Raw genomic sequence first — 19006 nt, 5'->3', positions numbered from 1 at the left:
GACAAACAATAAAATGGAGGTATTCCATATGAAAGCACTTTGTTTCGAACAGTTCGGAAATCCGGATGTACTACAATATAAAGAACTCAATAATCCAATCATAAATCCAAATGAAATTCTTGTCCGCACGAAAGCAATCGGTTTAAATTTCGCCGACATTTATAGACGCCGCGGTGAATATCATCTCGCTGGTAACCCTCCTTATATATTAGGTTATGAAGGTGCTGGTATTGTTGAAAAAGTAGGAGCTAACGTTACTACTATCAATCCCGGAGACCGTATTGCATTTGCTGACGTTCCATTCTCAAATGCAGAATTAGTTGCCGTTCCATCTGAAAAAGCAATTACACTTCCAAATTTTATTTCTTTTGAAACAGCCGCTTCTGTCTTATTACAAGGATTAACAGCACATTATTTAACGAAAGATAGCTATGAAATAAAACAAGGTGATATAGCTTTAGTACATGCCGCAGCTGGTGGTGTTGGGCAACTTCTTATTCAAATCATTAAACTACTAGGCGGAAAAGTAATCGGCCTAACGTCATCAAAAGAAAAAGCACAGATAGCCACGTTAGCTGGTGCTGATCACGTATTTTTATATACTGAAGCATGGCCTGCGAAAGTACTTGAAACAACAAACGGTGATGGAGTAAATGTTGTATATGAATCAGTAGGTTCTACATTAGAGGCAAGTTTTAGCGCAACTAAAACTGGTGGTACTGTCGTATTTTACGGAATGGCTGGTGGTAATCCTGCGCCCGTTGATCCGCGTATGCTTATGGATACTTCGAAAACTTTAACTGGCGGAGACCTTTGGAATGTGCTTACTACTTTTGAAGAACGTAAGCAGCGCTCTACTCAATTATTTGATTGGATCGCTACTGGAAAATTAAACATTGCGAATCCTACTACATTCGCCTTACAAGATGGTGCTCTTGCACATAAATTATTAGAGAGCAGAAAAAGCACAGGGAAGATTTTATTAATCCCGTAATTCACAAAATGAAAAGGAAGCTAGATTTCTCTACCTTCCTTTTCTTATTTTTATATTTCCACACTTTCTTTCCCTTTTGCAACGTAACTCATATCTCCAACAGACTCGACTGTGTATGTTCCATCTTGATATACAATCTTCGTCACACTAGCATTTTCTACTCCAAGTTTTGTTTTGCTACTGTCTAACATTTCGATTAAGGTAGTAATCAAGAGCCCATGAACGACAACTAAAACATTACCGCCACCATTTGCAGCAGCTTCTTCACTAATCTTATCAATCTCTGCTTTTATACGAGTAGAAAATAATTCCCAATCTTCCGCCTGTTTCGTAGGGTCTGCTGCTCTAATAAGATTAATCACTTCTTGAATAGAAAACTTCATAAGTTCTTCTGGCGATGCAACGCCCGCAGCTTTTCCAACCACATCCCACATATTTTCAAGTTTTTCACCTTCAAAAATACCAAAATTTAATTCTCGTAATTTTTTTCTTTTCTCAAGTTTTAACTTTGATTGCTCACTATATTTTAATACTAAATTAGCAGTTTCAATCGCTCGGCCGCTATCACTACTATACGCATTCGTAAAATGAACATCTTTTAATCCTGTTCCTAAATTAGAGGCAACTTCAACACCTTTTTCCACTAACGGAGAGTCTGCCCAGCCTTGCGCGCGATGATTCGTATTTAATATTGTTTTTCCGTGTCTTGTAACATATAACGTAACTACATTCTCATTGCTATCTGTTTCTCTATTCTTCATCCTTTTCTCTCCTTTTACATTTCTATATCAATTTTACCATCTTAATTATTCATTGAGCAAAATATACGTAAGTGAATTTGCTTAATAAAAAAAGCTATCTTTCTGTATATCTCTACAAAAAGATAGCATCTTTTATGATTATTCCTTAACCGATACTCCTACTCAGCAAATGCACTCGAATACTGAACAACTCCTTCTACACCTTCAAGAGCATTCTCCCTTAATTCCATCACCATAAACACCTCTTCAGGCACTTCAAATGGTGCTTTTATATTCCACTTACTCGCTTTCTTAAAACCAAATTTCGGATAGTACTCTGGATGTCCTAACACTACAACTGATCCGTATCCAAGTTCTTTCGCTTTTTCTAAAGCAGCCGTGATTAGTTTTCCACCAATTCCTTTCTTCTGATGGCCCCTAGCAACTGAAACTGGCGCAAGTGCCAATGACTCCACAGAAGTTCCACCTTGTTCTATTGTAATTTTCGATAACATAACGTGACCAACTATATCTTCATCTACCGCAACAATTGATAACTCCGGAACAAACGCATCACATTCTCTAATACGTTTTACAAGTTCATGTTCTGTTTCATCACTAAATTCTTCCTTTAAAAATGCTTCTTTTACGACTTCTTCTGTTTTTCTATAATCGTTTTTTTGTTCTTGTCTAATCGTTACCATTTTAACTTATCCTCTATTCTTTCTTATTTCTTTTTGAATTTTACGAAGTGCTTTTTTCGATCCGCGCTCAATATCGTGTTGCATTTTTCTTTCTTTATAATCAACAAATAGTGTATTTAAATCGTATCCTTCTGGATATAACTCCTTCGCTGCTACCTCTAAAGTAATACGTTTTACATTCACTTCAACGAATTCACCGTTGTAATATACAACAACGTTATAAAAATTATCTTTTTCCTTATAGATGATACCAAAATCATCATAATCCAATAAATTCACACGATCGCCGATTTTGTACTCATAATGATATTCTCTTTTTTCTTGTACGAATTTCGGTTTTCTAATTTTACTTTCATTCACTTTTTCTAAAGCGTACTCTTTATTTCCCATGTACTCTTTCGCCCTTTTCAGTACATGTTCTTTTACGCTCATTTTATTCGCAATCCAAAGTGCATTACTTTCTCCTGATTTTCCGATAACTAATTTATAAAGCGGCTCTAACGTTTCACTATTAAATTGCATCGCTGCATTCATAAAGTCATCGTGCATTTCTGAGAATCGTTTAATTTCTCCGTAATGCGTACTCGCAACGGTAATACATCCCGCAAGGTACAACTCTTCTAAAATAGATATTGCAAGTGCTGCACCTTCATTCGGTTCTGTACCGCTCCCTATTTCATCAAATAATAGTAACGTATTATTATTTGACATTCTCATAATTTCAGAAAGGTTTTTCATATGAGACGAAAATGTACTTAATGCATTTTCAATACTTTGATTATCACCAATATCTACGAATACATTTTCGAAAATAGCGATTTCTGTACCTCTATCTCCTGCAATATGAAGGCCTGACATTGTAGCTAATGTTAACAATCCAATCGTTTTTAACACAATTGTCTTTCCGCCCGCATTCGGCCCTGTAATAATTAAACTACGATACTCTTGACCAATTTTAAAATGTAACGGTACAACTTGCCCTGTTAAAAGCGGATGCTTACAATTCACTAAATGAATGTAGCCATGATCGTTTAACTTCGGCTCTATTCCATCAATCGATTTACTAAACTTCGCCTTCGCAAATACCATATCATACTGACTAATTAGCTCCATGTTAATCTTTATACTATAAATGTTTTCTAACACCATTCCTGATAAAGTCGCTAAAATCTGATACTCTTCAACAGCTTCTTCTGCTTTCAAACCTGCTAATTCTGCATTCAATTTCGTAACCGTATGCGGTTCTATAAATACAGTAGAGCCTTTTGCCGAGGCTTCAATAATACTTCCAGCAACTTGGTTTTTATAGGAAGATTTAATTGGAATCGTATAACGGTCATCCTTTTTACTAATAAAGAATTCCTGAATAAATTTCTTATTTGCACTACTATTTAAAAACTTCGTTAAACGTTCTTTTATTTTCCCATCTACAGAATCGATATTATTTCGAATTCGTTTTAGCTCTTTACTTGCAGCTACATCAATACCATTTCCTTTAATTGAAAAGTTAATTTCCTCTTCAATACTTTTAAATTCAGTCATTGAATTTGCATAAGAAGCTAATACTGGTGCAAAAAATTCTTTATCTAACATAAACTTTTTAATCTTTCTACATCCACGTAAAAAGTCTGAAACACTTACTAATTCTTCTGGATCTAAAATCATCCCTTTTTCTAATTTTTGAATTGTACTAGCAATATTAGAAATACCGAAGAAAGGAACATGCCCTTCTGCATCTAATATAGCTCGTGCTTCTGTCGTTTCATTCAAGCGATTTCTCACTACTTTTAGACTCGTACTCGGCTCTAATTTGTTTAATAATTCCTTACCTAATCCACTTACACAATAAGATTTCACTATATCCTTTAATTCATTATATTGTAACTTTTCAAAAGTCATCGTATTCATTTTGTTTCTCCTCACTATGATTGATTTTTATCATAAATGAAGATACCTACCCATTAGATTCCAATGAGTTCTACATTATTCAATTACCATTTTTATACATTAAAAATATATACAAAAAAGCTGCGGGGATACCGCAGCTTTTACATTTATAAGGCATGTGTAATAACATATGAGGAAATAAGCCATAAAAAATAGATGGCAGTCCCTTATTACACGCTTTATAAAGTATTGTAGGTATCTTCATAGGTATCGAAATAAATCCATGACAAAGTTAGGGGTATGGTATACATAAAAATCCCCTGTTCTTATCTGACTTATTTCATTAAATTTTTCCTATTTAGTACCTACCGCACTCACAAAAAGCACCTCTCATTAATTTATATTATAGTCATTGAAATCTAATTTATTGAAATCATCATACTATATGTTACGTGAGAAGTAAAGGTGTCATACTTAAGTAGTACGTAACTATACGCTTCAATATCACTTAAACTAGACCTATATTTGCTGAGGAAAAATTATAGAAGCTGTATCGTCTAGTATATTAAATCTTACAATAAACGATTCCATTCAATTCGCAATTGAAACGCGAGTTGGTGGTGGTTCTGGGGTAAGAGCTACATCCGCCAGAACTGATTTACTATCTTTAAATCAAGGGGATGTTCTTCGAGTACGAATAAGAGAAGCCACGGGTGACATTATATATTCCAATGCCTCTCTTGTTGTAATAAAGGTCGACTAGCTCTTTTATTACAATAAAGATTCAGAAAAAATTAATATGCGCAATATAAAAGGAGAGGAAGACTTATATTTCAGTCTACCTCTTCTTTTTCATCACCAAATTACTGCTGAACATATATAGAAACTGATCCTCCACTTACTTGGAACTGCCCCCACCCATCCTTATTAATTGTTACAGTATTTGTTTGATTACCCGTAATATCGTGCCATACTTCCCCTGCGTTATTCTTTCCAACATCCATCCACTTTGTCCCTCCTGGTCCATCAGAGATTAACGTCGCTAAACCAGAATTAGCATGTACACTATCACCTTCTCTTGTCCAGCCAATCACATCTGGATGATCAAAATAATCACGCTGCGTACCATATGCAAAGTTTTTTCGTGCCGTCAAAATCGGATCAATTTTGTCCTTTAACGCTGGAATTTCATAGTTACTATTTCCTTTTGTACCATAGTAATCACCATAGAAAACAGAAGGATACCCCTCTGCACGCGTTAAAATAAATGCATATGCCAGCGGCTTGAACCAAGGGCTCACTACAGATTCCAATGACTGACCAGGCTGTGAATCATGATTTTCAACTAGAGTAACCGCAAGTGTAGGATGATTCGCAACTACCGTTCCTTTTAAAATATTTCTCATATCATAATTTCCATTTCCTGTTGAAGCATAATGAAAATTATAATGAAGTGGTGCATCGAACACAGATTGATTATAATTAACCTTCGCTAAATAATTATTTAAAGTCTGGATATCATTTTGCCAATATTCAGCTACTGTAAACATTTCTTTCCCTGTTTGCTGTCTAACGTGATTTACCCAATCGCGCAAATATTCATGATCAATATGTTTAACAGCATCTAAACGAAAACCATCTAAATTTAATTCATTCGCATACCACGTTCCCCATTTTTTCATTTCATTCGCAACATCTGGATGATCAAAATCAAGATCCGCATACATCAAATAATCATAATTCCCATTCTCGCTAGACACTTCCCAGTCCCATGCTTTACCTATGCCCCTAAATTTATAAATTCGGTTTAATTTCCTTCCTTCATCCCAATCCGTTCCGTCAAAATGATACCATTTCCATTTGAAATTAGAATAAGAATCTCCACGCCTTGGAAAGTTAAATCCCGTCCACGCACTAATTTCATAATCACCTGATACTTCAATATTCCGATTGCTCGGGTCTACCTCAACTGCTGTGACAGTTTCTGTATAATCAGCCCCACCTTTATGATTCATAACTACATCACCGTATACATCGATGTTTTTCTTATGTAAAGCGTCAATTGCAGATTTCAATTGTGCTTTCGTCCCATATTTCGTCCGCACTGTTCCCTTTTGATTGAATTCCCCCAGATCATATAAATCATATGCTCCATATCCTACGTCATTTTGCGTAGTTCCTTTATATGCAGGTGGTATCCAAACAGATGTAATTCCTTTTTCCGCTAAATTTTCAGCATCAGTACGCAAACGATTCCAATGATTCCCATCATTCGGAGCATACCACTCAAAATACTGCATTAACGTTCCATTGTTAACTGTGTCTGCATATGCTTTACTCCCCTCATATATACTAGGTAAAAACATAACAACTGACAATCCGACTATTGTTATTCTTTTAAACATCTGTACACCATCCCCTTCCAAGAAAGCGTTTGCATAGTTTATCAGAATTATTATAATATTCGTCCCACCGTTAGTAAAGTAGCAATCTCTCACTCTCTCATATTATTTTTAATCTAATTTCAAATATTCAACGTAGTTTTAATTTCACATCCTATTCAAGATTGTTTACAATTTACCTATAAAAGCTTAACGGAGGGATTTCGATGACAGACTTTCAAAAACAATTTTTCGCACGATTACATATAGAAGAAAAAGACACAGTTTCATTTGAAGATTTATCTAACATTATGTACGCAATGGCACAAACTGTTCCTTTTGAAAACTTAAATATTCTCGAAAAGAATTTTAAAGAAATATCAAAAGAAAATTTGAAAGAGAAAATTTTAGTAAATAACCGTGGCGGTCTTTGTTATGAACTCAACCCTACTATGTATTACTTCCTGAAAGATTCTGGATTCGATGTTCATCTCGTTTCAGGAACAGTTTATAACGCTGCAAACTCCATGTGGGCTGTTGATTCTGGCCATATCGCAACCGTTTTAACACATCATAATGAACTTTATTTAATTGAAGTAGGATTCGGATCATACTTACCTCTTGCCCCTGTCCCTTTCTCAGGTGAAGTCATTCACTCTATTACAGGAGATTATCGTATTCGTAAAGAAATGACCGAAAAGGGAAACTACATTTTAGAGATGCGGAAAAACAATGAGTTCTTGGATCAATCTTCTGCTGATGATTGGACGTTAGGCTATGCATTTTATATAGAAGAAGTGGATGAAGAAAAAGCAAATACAGCACAAAAAATTATCATTGAACATGAAGGATCACCCTTTAATAAAGTACCTCTTATTGTAAAACTAACTGAAGATGGGCATGCCTCTTTAACGAAAGATAGCCTTACAGTAGCAAAAAATGGTAAAAAAGCGAAAGAAACCGTTACAGACATGCAATATACAAACCTTTTACATTCAAAATTCGGAATTACACTATAAGTAAGTAAGTAAGTAAGTAAGTAAGTAAGTAAGTAAGTAAGTAAGTAAGTAAGCCTTGTTATTTTAGCAGGGCTTTTCAATTTTCAGCAGGGATTTTTTGCAATTTGTTGTATTTCATAGTTATATAGAAATATAACTACATGTTTAGAAAGGAAATGATTATGACAGAACTTAAAGATCGATTACAAGTAGCTGATATAGAAAAATGGGATTTAACAGACATTTACCATACAATTGAAGATTGGGAAAGTGATTTTCATAAAATTGAAGTATTAACGAAGGAATTACACGAGTTTAATGGAAATATTCACGATGGCAATAGTTTATTAGCTTATTTAACGAAGAGTGAAGAAGTTTCTAGCATACTATCTTTAATGTTCGCTTATGCACGATTACAATCTGACCTTGATACACGCGATACTGACGCGCAATCTCTTGTCGATAAAGTATCACAATTACACGTGAAAGTAAGTGCAGCGAAATCTTTCTTTTCCCCCTTCTTACTTAGCATAGACGAAAACACATTACATTCTTACATAGAAGAAACAGAAGGCTTACAATATTATAAAGAAGACTTATTTGAATTATACCGTTATAAAAAACACGTATTAAATAAGGACCAAGAAGAAATTTTATCACAAATGGGTGAAGCTCTTTCTTCTCCACAGCACACATTTGGTATGTTAAATAATGCAGATATATTATTTGGTGAAGTGACGACTGACGATGGAGAAAAAGTGAACTTAACACGCGGAATGTATGCAAAGTTAATAGAAGATACGAATCGTGAAAAGCGTAAAGAAGCTTATAAAGCATATTACAAACCATATGTTCAGTTAAAGAATTCCATCGCATCTACTTTATCCGCTGCTATTAAAAATAATGTTACTGTTTCGAAATTAAGAAACTATCCATCAGCGCTAGAGAAATCATTATTTGGCGATATGGTTCCGAAAGAAGTATATGAAAACCTAATTGATACAACGAAAAAAAACATTCAAACATTACATACATACAATGAAATTCGAAAAGAAAAATTAAACGTAGATGAACTAAGACAATACGACTTAGGCGTCGATTTAGTAGAAGGTGTAAAACAAGACATCCCATATAGTGAAGCATTTGACATTATGATTGCATCACTAGCTCCTTTAGGAGAAGAATATATTGAGACATTAAAAAGTTTTAAAGATAAAAGATATATAGACGTAAGAGAAACACCAGGGAAACGTTCTGGTGCTTATAACTTCGGTGTATACGGCGTTCATCCTTTCATTCTTTTAAATCATCACGATGATTTAAACAGCCTGTTCACTCTTACTCATGAATGCGGTCACGGTATGCATACGCACTATTCACATGGATACCAACCAAGAATTTCTGCACATTATTCTATCTTTGTCGCAGAAGTCGCTTCTACAGTAAATGAAGTGTTATTAATTCACTATTTATTAAAAGAAGCAAAAGATACGAACGTGCGTAACCATTTAGTTAACCATTTTATTGAGAAATTTAAAGGTACTTTCTTTACACAAATTATGTTTGCAGAATTTGAAAAAATCACACATAAAATGGCTGAACAAGGTAAACCATTACATGCACAAGTCTTCAGTGAAATTTATGAAAAGCTATTTAAAGAATATAACGGTGATTCACTTGTATTTGATGAAGAAGTAAAATACGGATGGGCTAGAATCCCTCATTTCTATCGCCCGTTTTACGTATACAAATATGCAACTGGATTCGCATCTGCCATTCAAATCGCTGATAAACTATTAAGCGGTGATCCGAATGCCCAGAAAAATTATATTGAATTCCTGAAAGGCGGAAGTTCAGACTACCCATTAAACTTATTGAAAAAAGCTGGCGTCGATTTAACAACGCCAGAACCGATTGAAAGTGCATTGAAACAATTCACTCAACTTGTTGAGGAGTTTTCAACATTATAAAAAGCATGCAGAGTATATGCTCTGCATGCTTTTTATTTGAATTACTCTATTCTATATGCTGCTGCGTCACACAATGAATCATACCACCGTATGCATACAATTCGTTAACATATATACCAACAATTCTTCTCCCTGGAAATTGACCTTCAATGATTTGAAGCCCTAATTTATCATGTTCATCACCGTATATAGGTACCAATACAACTTCATTACCAATGTAAAAATTTAAGTACGATCCTTTACAATCTGCTTCTTTTACCATTTTTCTTGTTACTGGTACTGGAATGAGCTGAAATGGCTTTCCATCTATATTTTTCGCTTGCCGTAATTCTTGATAATGCTTTTCGTACGCCTCCAAAAGGTATGGCTCTCCTTCATCGAAAGGATCATATTCATACAGTATCGTATTTTCATTTACAAACCGTGCCGCGCCATCAATATGATAATCCGTATCTTCATCATAATTATCTTCTCCGCGTATACCAGTTATCCATATAAAATTTGTTACTCCTAAATATTTCGTTAACTCCATTTCAATTTCTTTCTGACTTAGTGTGGGATTTCGATTTTCATTTATAATAGACGTTTTCGCCGCCATTAAGGTCCCGTTTCCGTTTATCTCAATTCCCCCACCCTCTAGACAGACACTAGATTCAACTTTTGGAATACGATACATTTCACTTATTTTATTCGGAATATTAGCGTCTTTTTCGTACGGATATTTATTTCCCCAACCATTAAATATCCAGTGCGTTAGGCAGCGATTCCCTTCCTTATCCGTTACAAAGATTGGTCCGTTATCTCGTATCCAAATATCATCAGTTTCTTGAATTAAGAAATCAATTTTATCCATATTTACATTAGCTTCAATTAACTTCGATTGGACATGTATTTTCTCTTCTTCATCACATACAACAATATGGACATTTTCTCCATAGTGAAGCTCCTTTGCCATCGATATCCAAATATCATCTAACTTAGCTCTGTAGCCTTCACCTCTATGTGCTTTATCATGTGGCCATTGGAGCCATGTACCTTCATGTTTCTCCCATTCCGCAGGCATATAAAACAAACTATTCTCTATATTTCTCATACGTGTTCACCCTTTATATGAATGTACGTACAGTCTATACTTTGACATCGTGTTAAGGTCAACAGGAATATCTTCATTTACTTGTAGCAACTTTATAAGGTGATTCTTTACTTCTCCTTTTTATTATGATAAATTGCTTTCATACATAGAATAAGGATTGACATAATGTTAATGTCAATCCTTATTCTCATTCTATTTTCGTAACTAGAAAACAAATTTGTGTCACATACTCTTCTGCTAAACAATCACATTCAGGTCCCTTTATATAAACCTCATATGGCGAATTAATTATTACATACCCATTTCTTTCAATCCATTCTTCTAACGCTATATAAGCGTAACCTATATAGTCGTAACTTCCATAATGCATAGTAGTAACGATATGATGTGGACTTAGTTGTTTCATTTCATACTCTTGTGCTACGTCTTCATCATTCCCCTGCATAACCGGAATTCTTAACTCAATATCACTGTTACTTGGAATATATTCTTCATCATAAAAGACTGCAGATGGAGAACCAACTATTTGAAAGTTATTTTTTTGTACCTCTTCATATAAGTCATAAAAATAATCATCCATATCATCTATATCTATTTTTACTCTTTGAGTAATTAACGTTACTTCGTTCCTCATTCCCATTAATATATCGTAACTTCTATGGCGAGCAATATTTAGACTACTATTCACCATTACCATTTCATTCATTTCTGAAATAACCTGTAAATTTTGCTTCACTTCCTGAGACAACTCGATAATTTGTGATTGTATATGTTGAACAAACGAATCTTGATCCGATGACTGCAAAACAATTTTAATTTTTGGAAGAGGAAATTTATACTCCCTTAGCTTTTTTATTTTCAGCGCTACTTCCAGTTGCTCTTGTTCATAATACCTATACCCATTAACCGGATTCACATATGCCGGTTTTAATATCTCCTCTTTGTCATAATGTCTTAACATCCGCGTACTCATTTTACAAATCCGAGAAAACTCAGCGATGGTATACATATCAATACTCCTTGAATATATTTTCTTTTCATTACTTATTTATTAAAACCAATCAAAAATCTTCTTCATTGAAAAATTTCCATTCTGATTTTTCAATCTTCTCATTTTCGAAGGTAACAAATGACTTGGACAATACCACGTTAAACAATTCATCGCGCCCCCCATTGTTGATATTTCTCCTACATGAATTTGAATAACTTGTTTCTCCGTATACTGTTGAATATATCGTAAAACTTCCTCATCTTTAGCTAGTCCAAACTTAGGAACATAAAGAGCATCACATGATTCTAACATATTTATATACAACCCTTTTGCCGATGCTATCTCTTGATCATATTGTCCTTTCTCTGTATATGATGAAGGAACAACTATAAATTCAGCTTCTGGCATTTGTTCTTTAATAATCTCTTGAACACTATATGTAAATTCATGATCCCCTAAAAAATCACTTATAAACATTGTATGTTCATCAATAAATTTAACCATTCCGTCTGCGTGTGCTAGTACATCCCCTTCTTCAGCAGGAATAATAATAACTCGGCTCACATCTAAATCCCATTCTAACTGCTCAATAATTTCCTCTTCTGTCCAATCATCGTTATCATCAAATATGCGTTCTGTTAATATTACAGTATCTTTTTTATTCCAAATAAGATTACCACCATCTAATATTAATGGGGATTTTACATATTCAAAGTCATTCTTTTTCAACCATTTATTAAATTGTTGATCTAAATATCGCCCTTGATCATCTGGCAAATAATTTGGTCGATATTTAAATTTAACTAGATGATTTGTGACAACCGGTGCAACATCTCTTAGCCAAATATCATCATACTCAAAACAGCTCGTATGAAAGTCTTGTTCTTCAACAGATAAAGATATAAGTTGATCCGCAATTGATTTCTTTTCATTTAAACATTCATTAAAGTAAATCAAGTCTTCATAAAATGGTTGATAATATTCATTCGATTCGTCTGGTATTGCAGTAAAAATAATGCCATTATGTTTTTGTTCCATATTATTTACCTCACTTTTTATATCGTAGTTACATAACTATTTCTCAATTCATGCCTTTTTTCATTACAACTCATGCAACATGTAAATTTCATGAATGGATTATAGCATGGAGAAATATTATAAAGCCGTCATTGAGCCAGAAATGGACTCTTAACAAGAATTCAACATATAAATTTTTGATGATTGTAATGGGTCCTACTACAAAATTCCCTTCCCATTTTTATCTTTTAAATTATGAAAGTATACAATTAAATACTAGAATCATAAATCCAATCATTATGAAGCTAATTAAGATAATTTCTTTCAACGCCAATACTCCCTTTTATACAGATAAAAAAAGATGTCACCTAGCCAAAATTTCGACTATGGGATATCCCTGCCGATAATTCTATTTCCACTTACTAATTCAAACTAACGGGTTGTTGTTGCGTCACACAATGAATCATACCGCCGTTTTTATACAGCTCTCTCACATCAATACCGACTACTTTACGATCTGGGTATAACTTCTGAATCGTATCGTTTGCGATTTTATCATTCGGATCATTATAATGAGGCACTAATACAACTGTATTCCCAATATAATAATTGATATACGATCCCTTATAATTGAGAGTTTTTCCATTTTCTAAAGCAACCTTTTCTTTACTAAGCGGCAAGTATTCATACTTATATTTCTGTCCTGAAGCATTTTTGGCATCTAACAATGTATCCATATCTTTATTAGATAAACCCCATTCAGCTAGGTCATCTTCTTTCATCGTTACAATGGTAGATTTATTATGGAATTTAGCAAATCCATCAATATGAAAGTCCGTAATATCTAAATTAGGTACTCCGTCTAACCAAATAAAGTTTGACACCCCAAGGTCACTTATATATTTTTCAATTTCCTTTTCTGATAAATTAGGATTTCTATTTTTATTCGTTACTGCACTTCTAGTTAATAACGCAGTCCCATTGCTATCTAATTCAATTGCGCCACCTTCAAGTACAAATTTCCCCCAATCAATTCTTTCAATTCCTGATTGTTTACTGACATTCTCTCGTATTCGAGCATCATTTTTGTAAGGCGTTTTCTTTCCCCATCCATTAAATGCCGGGTCTAATATTTTTAAATTTTTATTATTGTCATAAACAAAAATTGGTCCACTATCTCTTGCCCATACATCATCAGTAGGCGCGATAAAGAAATCAACCTTCTCCATATTTAACCCTTCATCTGTTAAAAGCTTATTGATTCTCTTCTTGTCTTCCTGGTCATATGCAACAATGTGGACTTTCTCTCCCTCAGTTAAAGCACTTGCCATCTTAACCCAAATAGGTTCAACTTCCTGCTTATACTCTTCACCATATGTGTATTCATGTGGCCATTGCAGCCATGTACCTTCATGTTTATCTTTTTCATCTGGCATCGTATATTTCCCAGCATTTTTCTGTACCTCTACTTTTTCTCCTTCTTTCCCTTTAACATTTTCATTGTTACCCTCAAAAGAGCATCCACTAATAATCGTTGTAGATAATGTAGCTATTAAACAAAACTTTATTGCTTTTTTCATTTTTTCAACCTCCTGTTCTTGTCTCCAATAATGTAAAGCTTCACATAGTGTGAAGCTCAAGCTTTTTTATCAATGTAAAAATTACCAATTATTCTTTGCATTACTTAGCATTTAACTACCTATTTTGATTTATTCAAATGCCAATCACCTTTCTTACCTATTTATCCCGCTATTTGTGGGCAGTAAGTAAAACTTTACAAAATAAAAAAATCGGTATTGATAATTACATATCAATACCGATTTTTTATAATTATTTTCCTTCTATTAAATCATTCGCCATTTTCCTAAATTCTTGATTAAATGCATCATTCATACCATTTTGGACGTTAGAAAATAATATGACAAACGTTCGTTTATCCCAGTTAAAATTATTAAAAGTGTTCCAGCCAGCTAATACACCGTGGTTATGATAATAGTCTGGGTAAATATAGAAACTAAATCCATATTTTCTTGCAGGTGATGCAGAAAACATATCTGATACACTTTGTTTAGAAAGTAGTTTACCATCCATAATAGCTTCATCTAACTTTTTCATATCTTCAACAGTCGTATACATTTCACCACAACCATACAGCCAGTTCATTTTTAAGCGAGGTGTGGCTATTAACTTATTATCTTTTTTTGTATACCCTTCTGCTAAGAAAATATCTTCTGGAAGTGTTGCGCCCATTCCAGATTCATGCATTTCAACAGGAGTCAAAATATTTTCTTTCACATATTTAGCAAGTGGTTTATTCGATATTTTTTCTACAATATATGCAAGCACCATATAATTATAATCTGTATATTTCCATCCTGTCCCTGCTGGAAATTGTAACGTTTGTGCCCCAATCCACGTTACTAATTTTAACCGTGATGCTGCGTCAACACTACCTTGTCCCTGTTCTGGTAATCCAGACGTATGTGTTAACAAATTTCGTAACGTAATGTTTTTATCTGCCGGAAACGATGGGATATATTTATTTACATTGTCTTCAATGTTCAACTTCCCTTTTTCTTTTAGTTGCATAATAGATATTGCAACAACTGTTTTCGTAATAGACCCAATGCGATATTTCGTTCTTGGAGTTGTTAATACTTGATCTTTCACATTCGCATAACCGTAGCCTTTTCGTAAAATGACATGATCTTTACTTGCTACAAGAACACTCCCATTAAATCCTTTATCTTTTAAGTACTGGTCTAGTTTTCCAGCTGCAATTTCATAACGCTTTTTTTCATTCGCATCAACTTCCTGCTTAACATCTTTTTGCTTACTATTTACATTAGAAAATGCCTTTGCATCATATTTTTTTCCTTTATTTGCATGTATCAGTGTAACAACACTTCCACAAAAAACAGCAAAAATAAAGAAAATGATTAACCATTTCTTTAACATACTAGGAACCCTCTTTTATCTAGTTTCACTTAACGTGTATCCATTCTATTTTATATCTTTTAATTATCAAGTATATTATAATATTATTTAATATTCACTCTGTTAAAACTAGATTCCTTTTTCTCATTTTCAATTTTGACTACTCTCTATTGTATTTCTTTCTTGCAAAATTTCCAACATACAATCGGATGCATTACACTATAATTTCAAATTCTTTTGTAACATTTGTTACATACTAAAAAGAATGGAGATGTTATATGAAAAACACCGATAAACGCAATCGTTTAGATGATAAGATGTTTCATTATCGGATAACAAAAAACAACATGTTATTAATTGAATATTACGGAAAATAAATTATAATATTAAAAGGAAATGATGCTGAAAAATTTTTAAATAAAATAAATCACGCAAATAACGATAAAGAAAAACAGCTAATTATGGCTAAAATTACAGGTAATTTCAAAATAGGTAATGAACGAAATTGAAAACGAATCTCATTTACATTTTGATTATACAACAAATAAAAAAAGAAATGTCGCTCATTCAACATTTCTTTAGACTTTCTTCATAAAAAATTTACATTGCTAACATTCTTTTATTTTCTATAATTCCTATATAAGCTAACCGCTGAAATAGTTAGTAATACCACTATGCATAACCACGCATACGTATATCCCTTCTTATCTACAATATAACCAAATAAAGCAGGTGCAACAATAATGGCAATTTGATTTAATGTAAGTGCAAAACTCACTGTCATCCCTACCGATTCTTCACTTGCTGATTCTGCAACTTCAGCTATAAAAAGACTAAACCATCCAATCGAAAAGAACCCTAACAATGCACTTACACCATACAATACATTCGTTATTGTATGTATGCTCATTACTAATATTAGAATGAAGAGAATAGAAATACAAACAGTTATAAATAAAGGGGTGCGCCGATTTCCCTTATAAAACAAATCACTAGTAGCTGCTAATATAACCCTACCAACCATTCCAGAAAAGAACATAACGGAAAATACTTTTCCAGCTAAAATTGGCGTGATTGATTGTTCCAATACTAAAAATTTTATAAAGTGTGCAACTAACACCATTTGCAATGAAATCATACAAATGCCAGTTATATAAATTGCATACAACTCTTTTTTACACATCACTTCTTTTAACTGCATCCAAAAAGAAAGTTTAATACGTTCTTGTTTAACTTTCTCTTGAATATATGGTTCCTTATAAAATATAAAAAATAAAAACCCTCCAATTATACAAATGCATGCAATACTATTTACCGCATAAGCCATGTTATATTTCATTGTAAGAAACGGGATCAATACTCCCACTAACGTACCACTAATCGGTATACCTGCTTGTCTAATCCCCATCGCTAACCCACGATTTTCTTTCGGGAACCACTTCATTATCACCTTACTTCCTCCTGGCTGCGAAACACTATAAAACGTTCCTACTAATAAAAGTACAAAGAGTAACCCATTAAATCCATTGACCATATTAGTCAGTAAAAACGAACCTCCTAGTAAAAATGAACTTATCGAAATTAACAACTTTTCATTGTATTGATCAAGTAGCCGCCCGACAAAAAGCATACAAAATAGCGGTCCTATATTTACAACACTTACTAACAATCCAATCTCCGTATTCGTAAGTACATATTCTTCTTTCCAAAATAAAGCAAACGCTCCAACACCATACGTTATAAGTGTCGCTGTTGTTTGAGCAACCGTCGCAAAAATTAACATAACCCACTTATAAGTACTATTCACCCTTTCTTCCATTAACACAATAATCCCTCCATCCCCTTTCATTGTATAAAAGTTCTGATATCATATAAAATAAAGATTTATCATGTAATCCATCAAAAAAAATGATATCTTTTCTGGAGGGATGATACTTGGATATAAAAGATTTAACTGTATTTTACGAAGTTGCGAAAGAAAAAAACATATCTCACGCAGCTAAAAATTTAAACTATGTACAGTCTGGCGTAACAATGCGTATGAAACAACTAGAAAACGAATTAGGTGTGCCTTTATTTTACCGAAACGGAAAAGGTGTAACTTTAACTTCTAACGGTGAGATTTTATTAATATACGCCAAACAAATTATCTACTTAATGGATCAATCTGTTAAAGCAGTTCAAAGTAATGGGATCGAACCAAGAGGCACTTTAAAAATTGGATGTACAGAATCTACAACCGCTGTAAGACTTCCATCTATATTAACGGCCTATTATGAGAAATACCCAAAAGTCGAATTGATTTTAGAATCAAATACGACGGAACAATTGATTAGGCTTGTATTAGAACGAAAACTGGACGGAGCGTTTATAGCTGGCTCTACTCAGCATGCTGAACTTCATACAAATATATTTCGTGAAGAAGAATTAGTTCTCATTAGCAAAAAGCCTTTATCTTCCTTTAAAGACATAGGAGACATGAATTTACTTGCATTTAGTCACGGGTGCTATTATAGAAATTTATTAGAAGATTGGCTTCAAGAAGAAGGAATTTCACCTAAGCGTGTATTAGAGTTTGGAACAATTGAAGCGATACTCGCATGTGTAAAATCAGGTATGGGCATAGCAATTATGATGAAGTCTATTTTAAATGGTCATCAACATGACATATCATTCAACCCTTTACCAAATAGCTTCAAAAAAGTTCCTACTACTTTTATTACTAGAAAAGATATGTTTTACTCTGCTGCATTACAAAAATTTATGGAGATGACTCACAATGCGTGAAAAGAAAATACGTGGTATGAAACGAAAAACAAACACTATGATAAAGCGAATTGAGGAACATACAAAAACGTTCCCTTCTACTTTCTATAACGATGAATATTGGAATATGCTATTGCCAGTTTCGCAAGCTTTTATTGACTCTTGTAAAACACCTAGAAAAGTAAAGCGATTATGTATTCAAACCCTATTAAATCAAGCAAATCATTTAATAAATATGAAACCGAGCGATACACATACATATCGAGTTGTTGTTTTAATTTCTATAAATAATTTGTGGGATTCGCAAATCATTATATTTAAAAATGAGGACTACTTTCATAATTTCTTTAATAGAGATAGTGAATTTCAAAAATGGATTCTTCTTTCAAATGAAATTGATTTTTGGGAGACATGGGAAATTTCAGTTTGTCATTCCTTCAAAACGCTTCACTTTCAAGAAATTATTTATGATGTAGATGAATGCTATGAAAAAGAGATTACGTTTATCGGGGAGTTAGATTAAAAAGG

General features: G+C 33.5%; 16 protein-coding genes and 1 pseudogene. 7 read left to right on the top strand and 10 right to left on the bottom strand.

The genetic code is table 11. The annotated features are described in order from the left end of the window. The first annotated feature begins 28 nt into the window (after nucleotides 1-28). On the top strand, nucleotides 29-994 hold the full coding sequence (locus tag C4S65_RS03530; protein WP_000645248.1) for a quinone oxidoreductase: 966 nt from the start codon (nucleotides 29-31) through the stop codon (nucleotides 992-994). Nucleotides 995-1044: 50 nt separating this feature from the next. Here C4S65_RS03530 and C4S65_RS03525 read toward each other — a convergent pair whose 3' ends face one another. The 3 genes from C4S65_RS03525 to C4S65_RS03515 form a co-directional block, all read right to left on the bottom strand. After that, on the bottom strand, nucleotides 1045-1755 hold the full coding sequence (locus C4S65_RS03525) for a histidine phosphatase family protein (RefSeq protein WP_000797117.1): 711 nt from the start codon (nucleotides 1753-1755) through the stop codon (nucleotides 1045-1047). A 158-nt stretch (nucleotides 1756-1913) separates the two neighbouring features. Next, nucleotides 1914-2438, bottom strand: a complete 525-nt coding sequence (locus C4S65_RS03520) for an N-acetyltransferase (protein ID WP_000256468.1) — start codon at nucleotides 2436-2438, stop codon at nucleotides 1914-1916. A gap of 6 nt (nucleotides 2439-2444) precedes the next feature. Beyond that, nucleotides 2445-4346 (bottom strand): mannonate oxidoreductase, encoded by a 1902-nt coding sequence (locus C4S65_RS03515; protein WP_061666703.1) that lies wholly within the window; start codon nucleotides 4344-4346, stop codon nucleotides 2445-2447. A gap of 517 nt (nucleotides 4347-4863) precedes the next feature. Here C4S65_RS03515 and betA point away from each other — a divergent pair. Further along, nucleotides 4864-5088: pseudogene (betA, locus tag C4S65_RS35635) on the top strand (collagen-like exosporium glycoprotein BetA); the annotation flags it as partial. Nucleotides 5089-5188: 100 nt separating this feature from the next. On the opposite strand, the gene amyS reads toward betA, so the two are convergent. Next, the gene (gene amyS / locus C4S65_RS03505; RefSeq protein WP_061666702.1) at nucleotides 5189-6730 is read right to left on the bottom strand and encodes an alpha-amylase; all 1542 of its coding nucleotides are present in this window, start codon (nucleotides 6728-6730) and stop codon (nucleotides 5189-5191) included. 203 nt (nucleotides 6731-6933) lie between these two features. Between amyS and C4S65_RS03500 the strand changes: the two genes are divergently transcribed. Both C4S65_RS03500 and pepF read left to right on the top strand, forming a co-directional pair. Next, nucleotides 6934-7725 carry an arylamine N-acetyltransferase gene (locus tag C4S65_RS03500; protein WP_061666701.1) on the top strand — a complete coding sequence of 264 codons (792 nt, stop codon included), beginning with the start codon at nucleotides 6934-6936 and terminating at the stop codon, nucleotides 7723-7725. Between the two features lie 161 nt (nucleotides 7726-7886). After that, on the top strand, nucleotides 7887-9674 hold the full coding sequence (pepF, locus tag C4S65_RS03495) for an oligoendopeptidase F (RefSeq protein ID WP_098838354.1): 1788 nt from the start codon (nucleotides 7887-7889) through the stop codon (nucleotides 9672-9674). A gap of 46 nt (nucleotides 9675-9720) precedes the next feature. Here the strand turns inward: pepF and C4S65_RS03490 are convergent, their stop codons facing one another. The 5 genes from C4S65_RS03490 to C4S65_RS03465 all read right to left on the bottom strand — a co-directional run bounded on the left by C4S65_RS03490 (nucleotide 9721) and on the right by C4S65_RS03465 (nucleotide 15733). Continuing rightward, the gene (locus tag C4S65_RS03490) at nucleotides 9721-10767 is read right to left on the bottom strand and encodes an agmatine deiminase family protein (protein WP_098838353.1); all 1047 of its coding nucleotides are present in this window, start codon (nucleotides 10765-10767) and stop codon (nucleotides 9721-9723) included. 187 nt (nucleotides 10768-10954) lie between these two features. Further along, a complete protein-coding gene (locus C4S65_RS03485; RefSeq protein WP_000287984.1) occupies nucleotides 10955-11776 on the bottom strand; it encodes a MerR family transcriptional regulator in 822 nt (273 codons plus the stop codon). Between the two features lie 42 nt (nucleotides 11777-11818). Beyond that, nucleotides 11819-12796, bottom strand: a complete 978-nt coding sequence (locus C4S65_RS03480) for an agmatine deiminase family protein (protein ID WP_000435521.1) — start codon at nucleotides 12794-12796, stop codon at nucleotides 11819-11821. A 401-nt stretch (nucleotides 12797-13197) separates the two neighbouring features. After that, a complete protein-coding gene (locus tag C4S65_RS03470; protein ID WP_061666699.1) occupies nucleotides 13198-14355 on the bottom strand; it encodes an agmatine deiminase family protein in 1158 nt (385 codons plus the stop codon). 250 nt (nucleotides 14356-14605) lie between these two features. Then, entirely contained in the window at nucleotides 14606-15733 is a 1128-nt protein-coding gene (locus C4S65_RS03465; protein WP_000915171.1) for a serine hydrolase domain-containing protein, read from the bottom strand. 356 nt (nucleotides 15734-16089) lie between these two features. Here C4S65_RS03465 and C4S65_RS35650 point away from each other — a divergent pair, with 356 nt between their 5' ends. After that, on the top strand, nucleotides 16090-16221 hold the full coding sequence (locus C4S65_RS35650) for an ABC transporter ATP-binding protein (protein WP_308201943.1): 132 nt from the start codon (nucleotides 16090-16092) through the stop codon (nucleotides 16219-16221). Nucleotides 16222-16331: 110 nt separating this feature from the next. On the opposite strand, the gene C4S65_RS03455 is transcribed toward C4S65_RS35650, so the two are convergent. Beyond that, complete coding sequence (locus C4S65_RS03455) at nucleotides 16332-17561, bottom strand: MFS transporter (RefSeq protein WP_003307530.1); 1230 nt, start codon at nucleotides 17559-17561, stop codon at nucleotides 16332-16334. A gap of 86 nt (nucleotides 17562-17647) precedes the next feature. Between C4S65_RS03455 and C4S65_RS03450 the strand changes: the two genes are divergently transcribed. Together C4S65_RS03450 and C4S65_RS03445 are read left to right on the top strand one after the other, a co-directional pair. Further along, the gene (locus tag C4S65_RS03450) at nucleotides 17648-18499 is read left to right on the top strand and encodes a LysR family transcriptional regulator (protein ID WP_061666697.1); all 852 of its coding nucleotides are present in this window, start codon (nucleotides 17648-17650) and stop codon (nucleotides 18497-18499) included. Continuing rightward, nucleotides 18492-19001, top strand: a complete 510-nt coding sequence (locus C4S65_RS03445; protein ID WP_061666696.1) for a DUF3916 domain-containing protein — start codon at nucleotides 18492-18494, stop codon at nucleotides 18999-19001. Before C4S65_RS03450 ends, C4S65_RS03445 begins: the two co-directional genes overlap by 8 nt. Nucleotides 19002-19006: the final 5 nt, after the last annotated feature.

The sequence above is a fragment of the Bacillus sp. ok061 genome, from assembly GCF_900108285.1.
Taxonomy (GTDB): Bacteria; Bacillota; Bacilli; order Bacillales; family Bacillaceae_G; genus Bacillus_A; species Bacillus_A thuringiensis_S.
The sequence above is the reverse complement of the archived record's forward strand: the minus strand, read 5'-3'. Positions and strand labels throughout refer to the sequence as shown.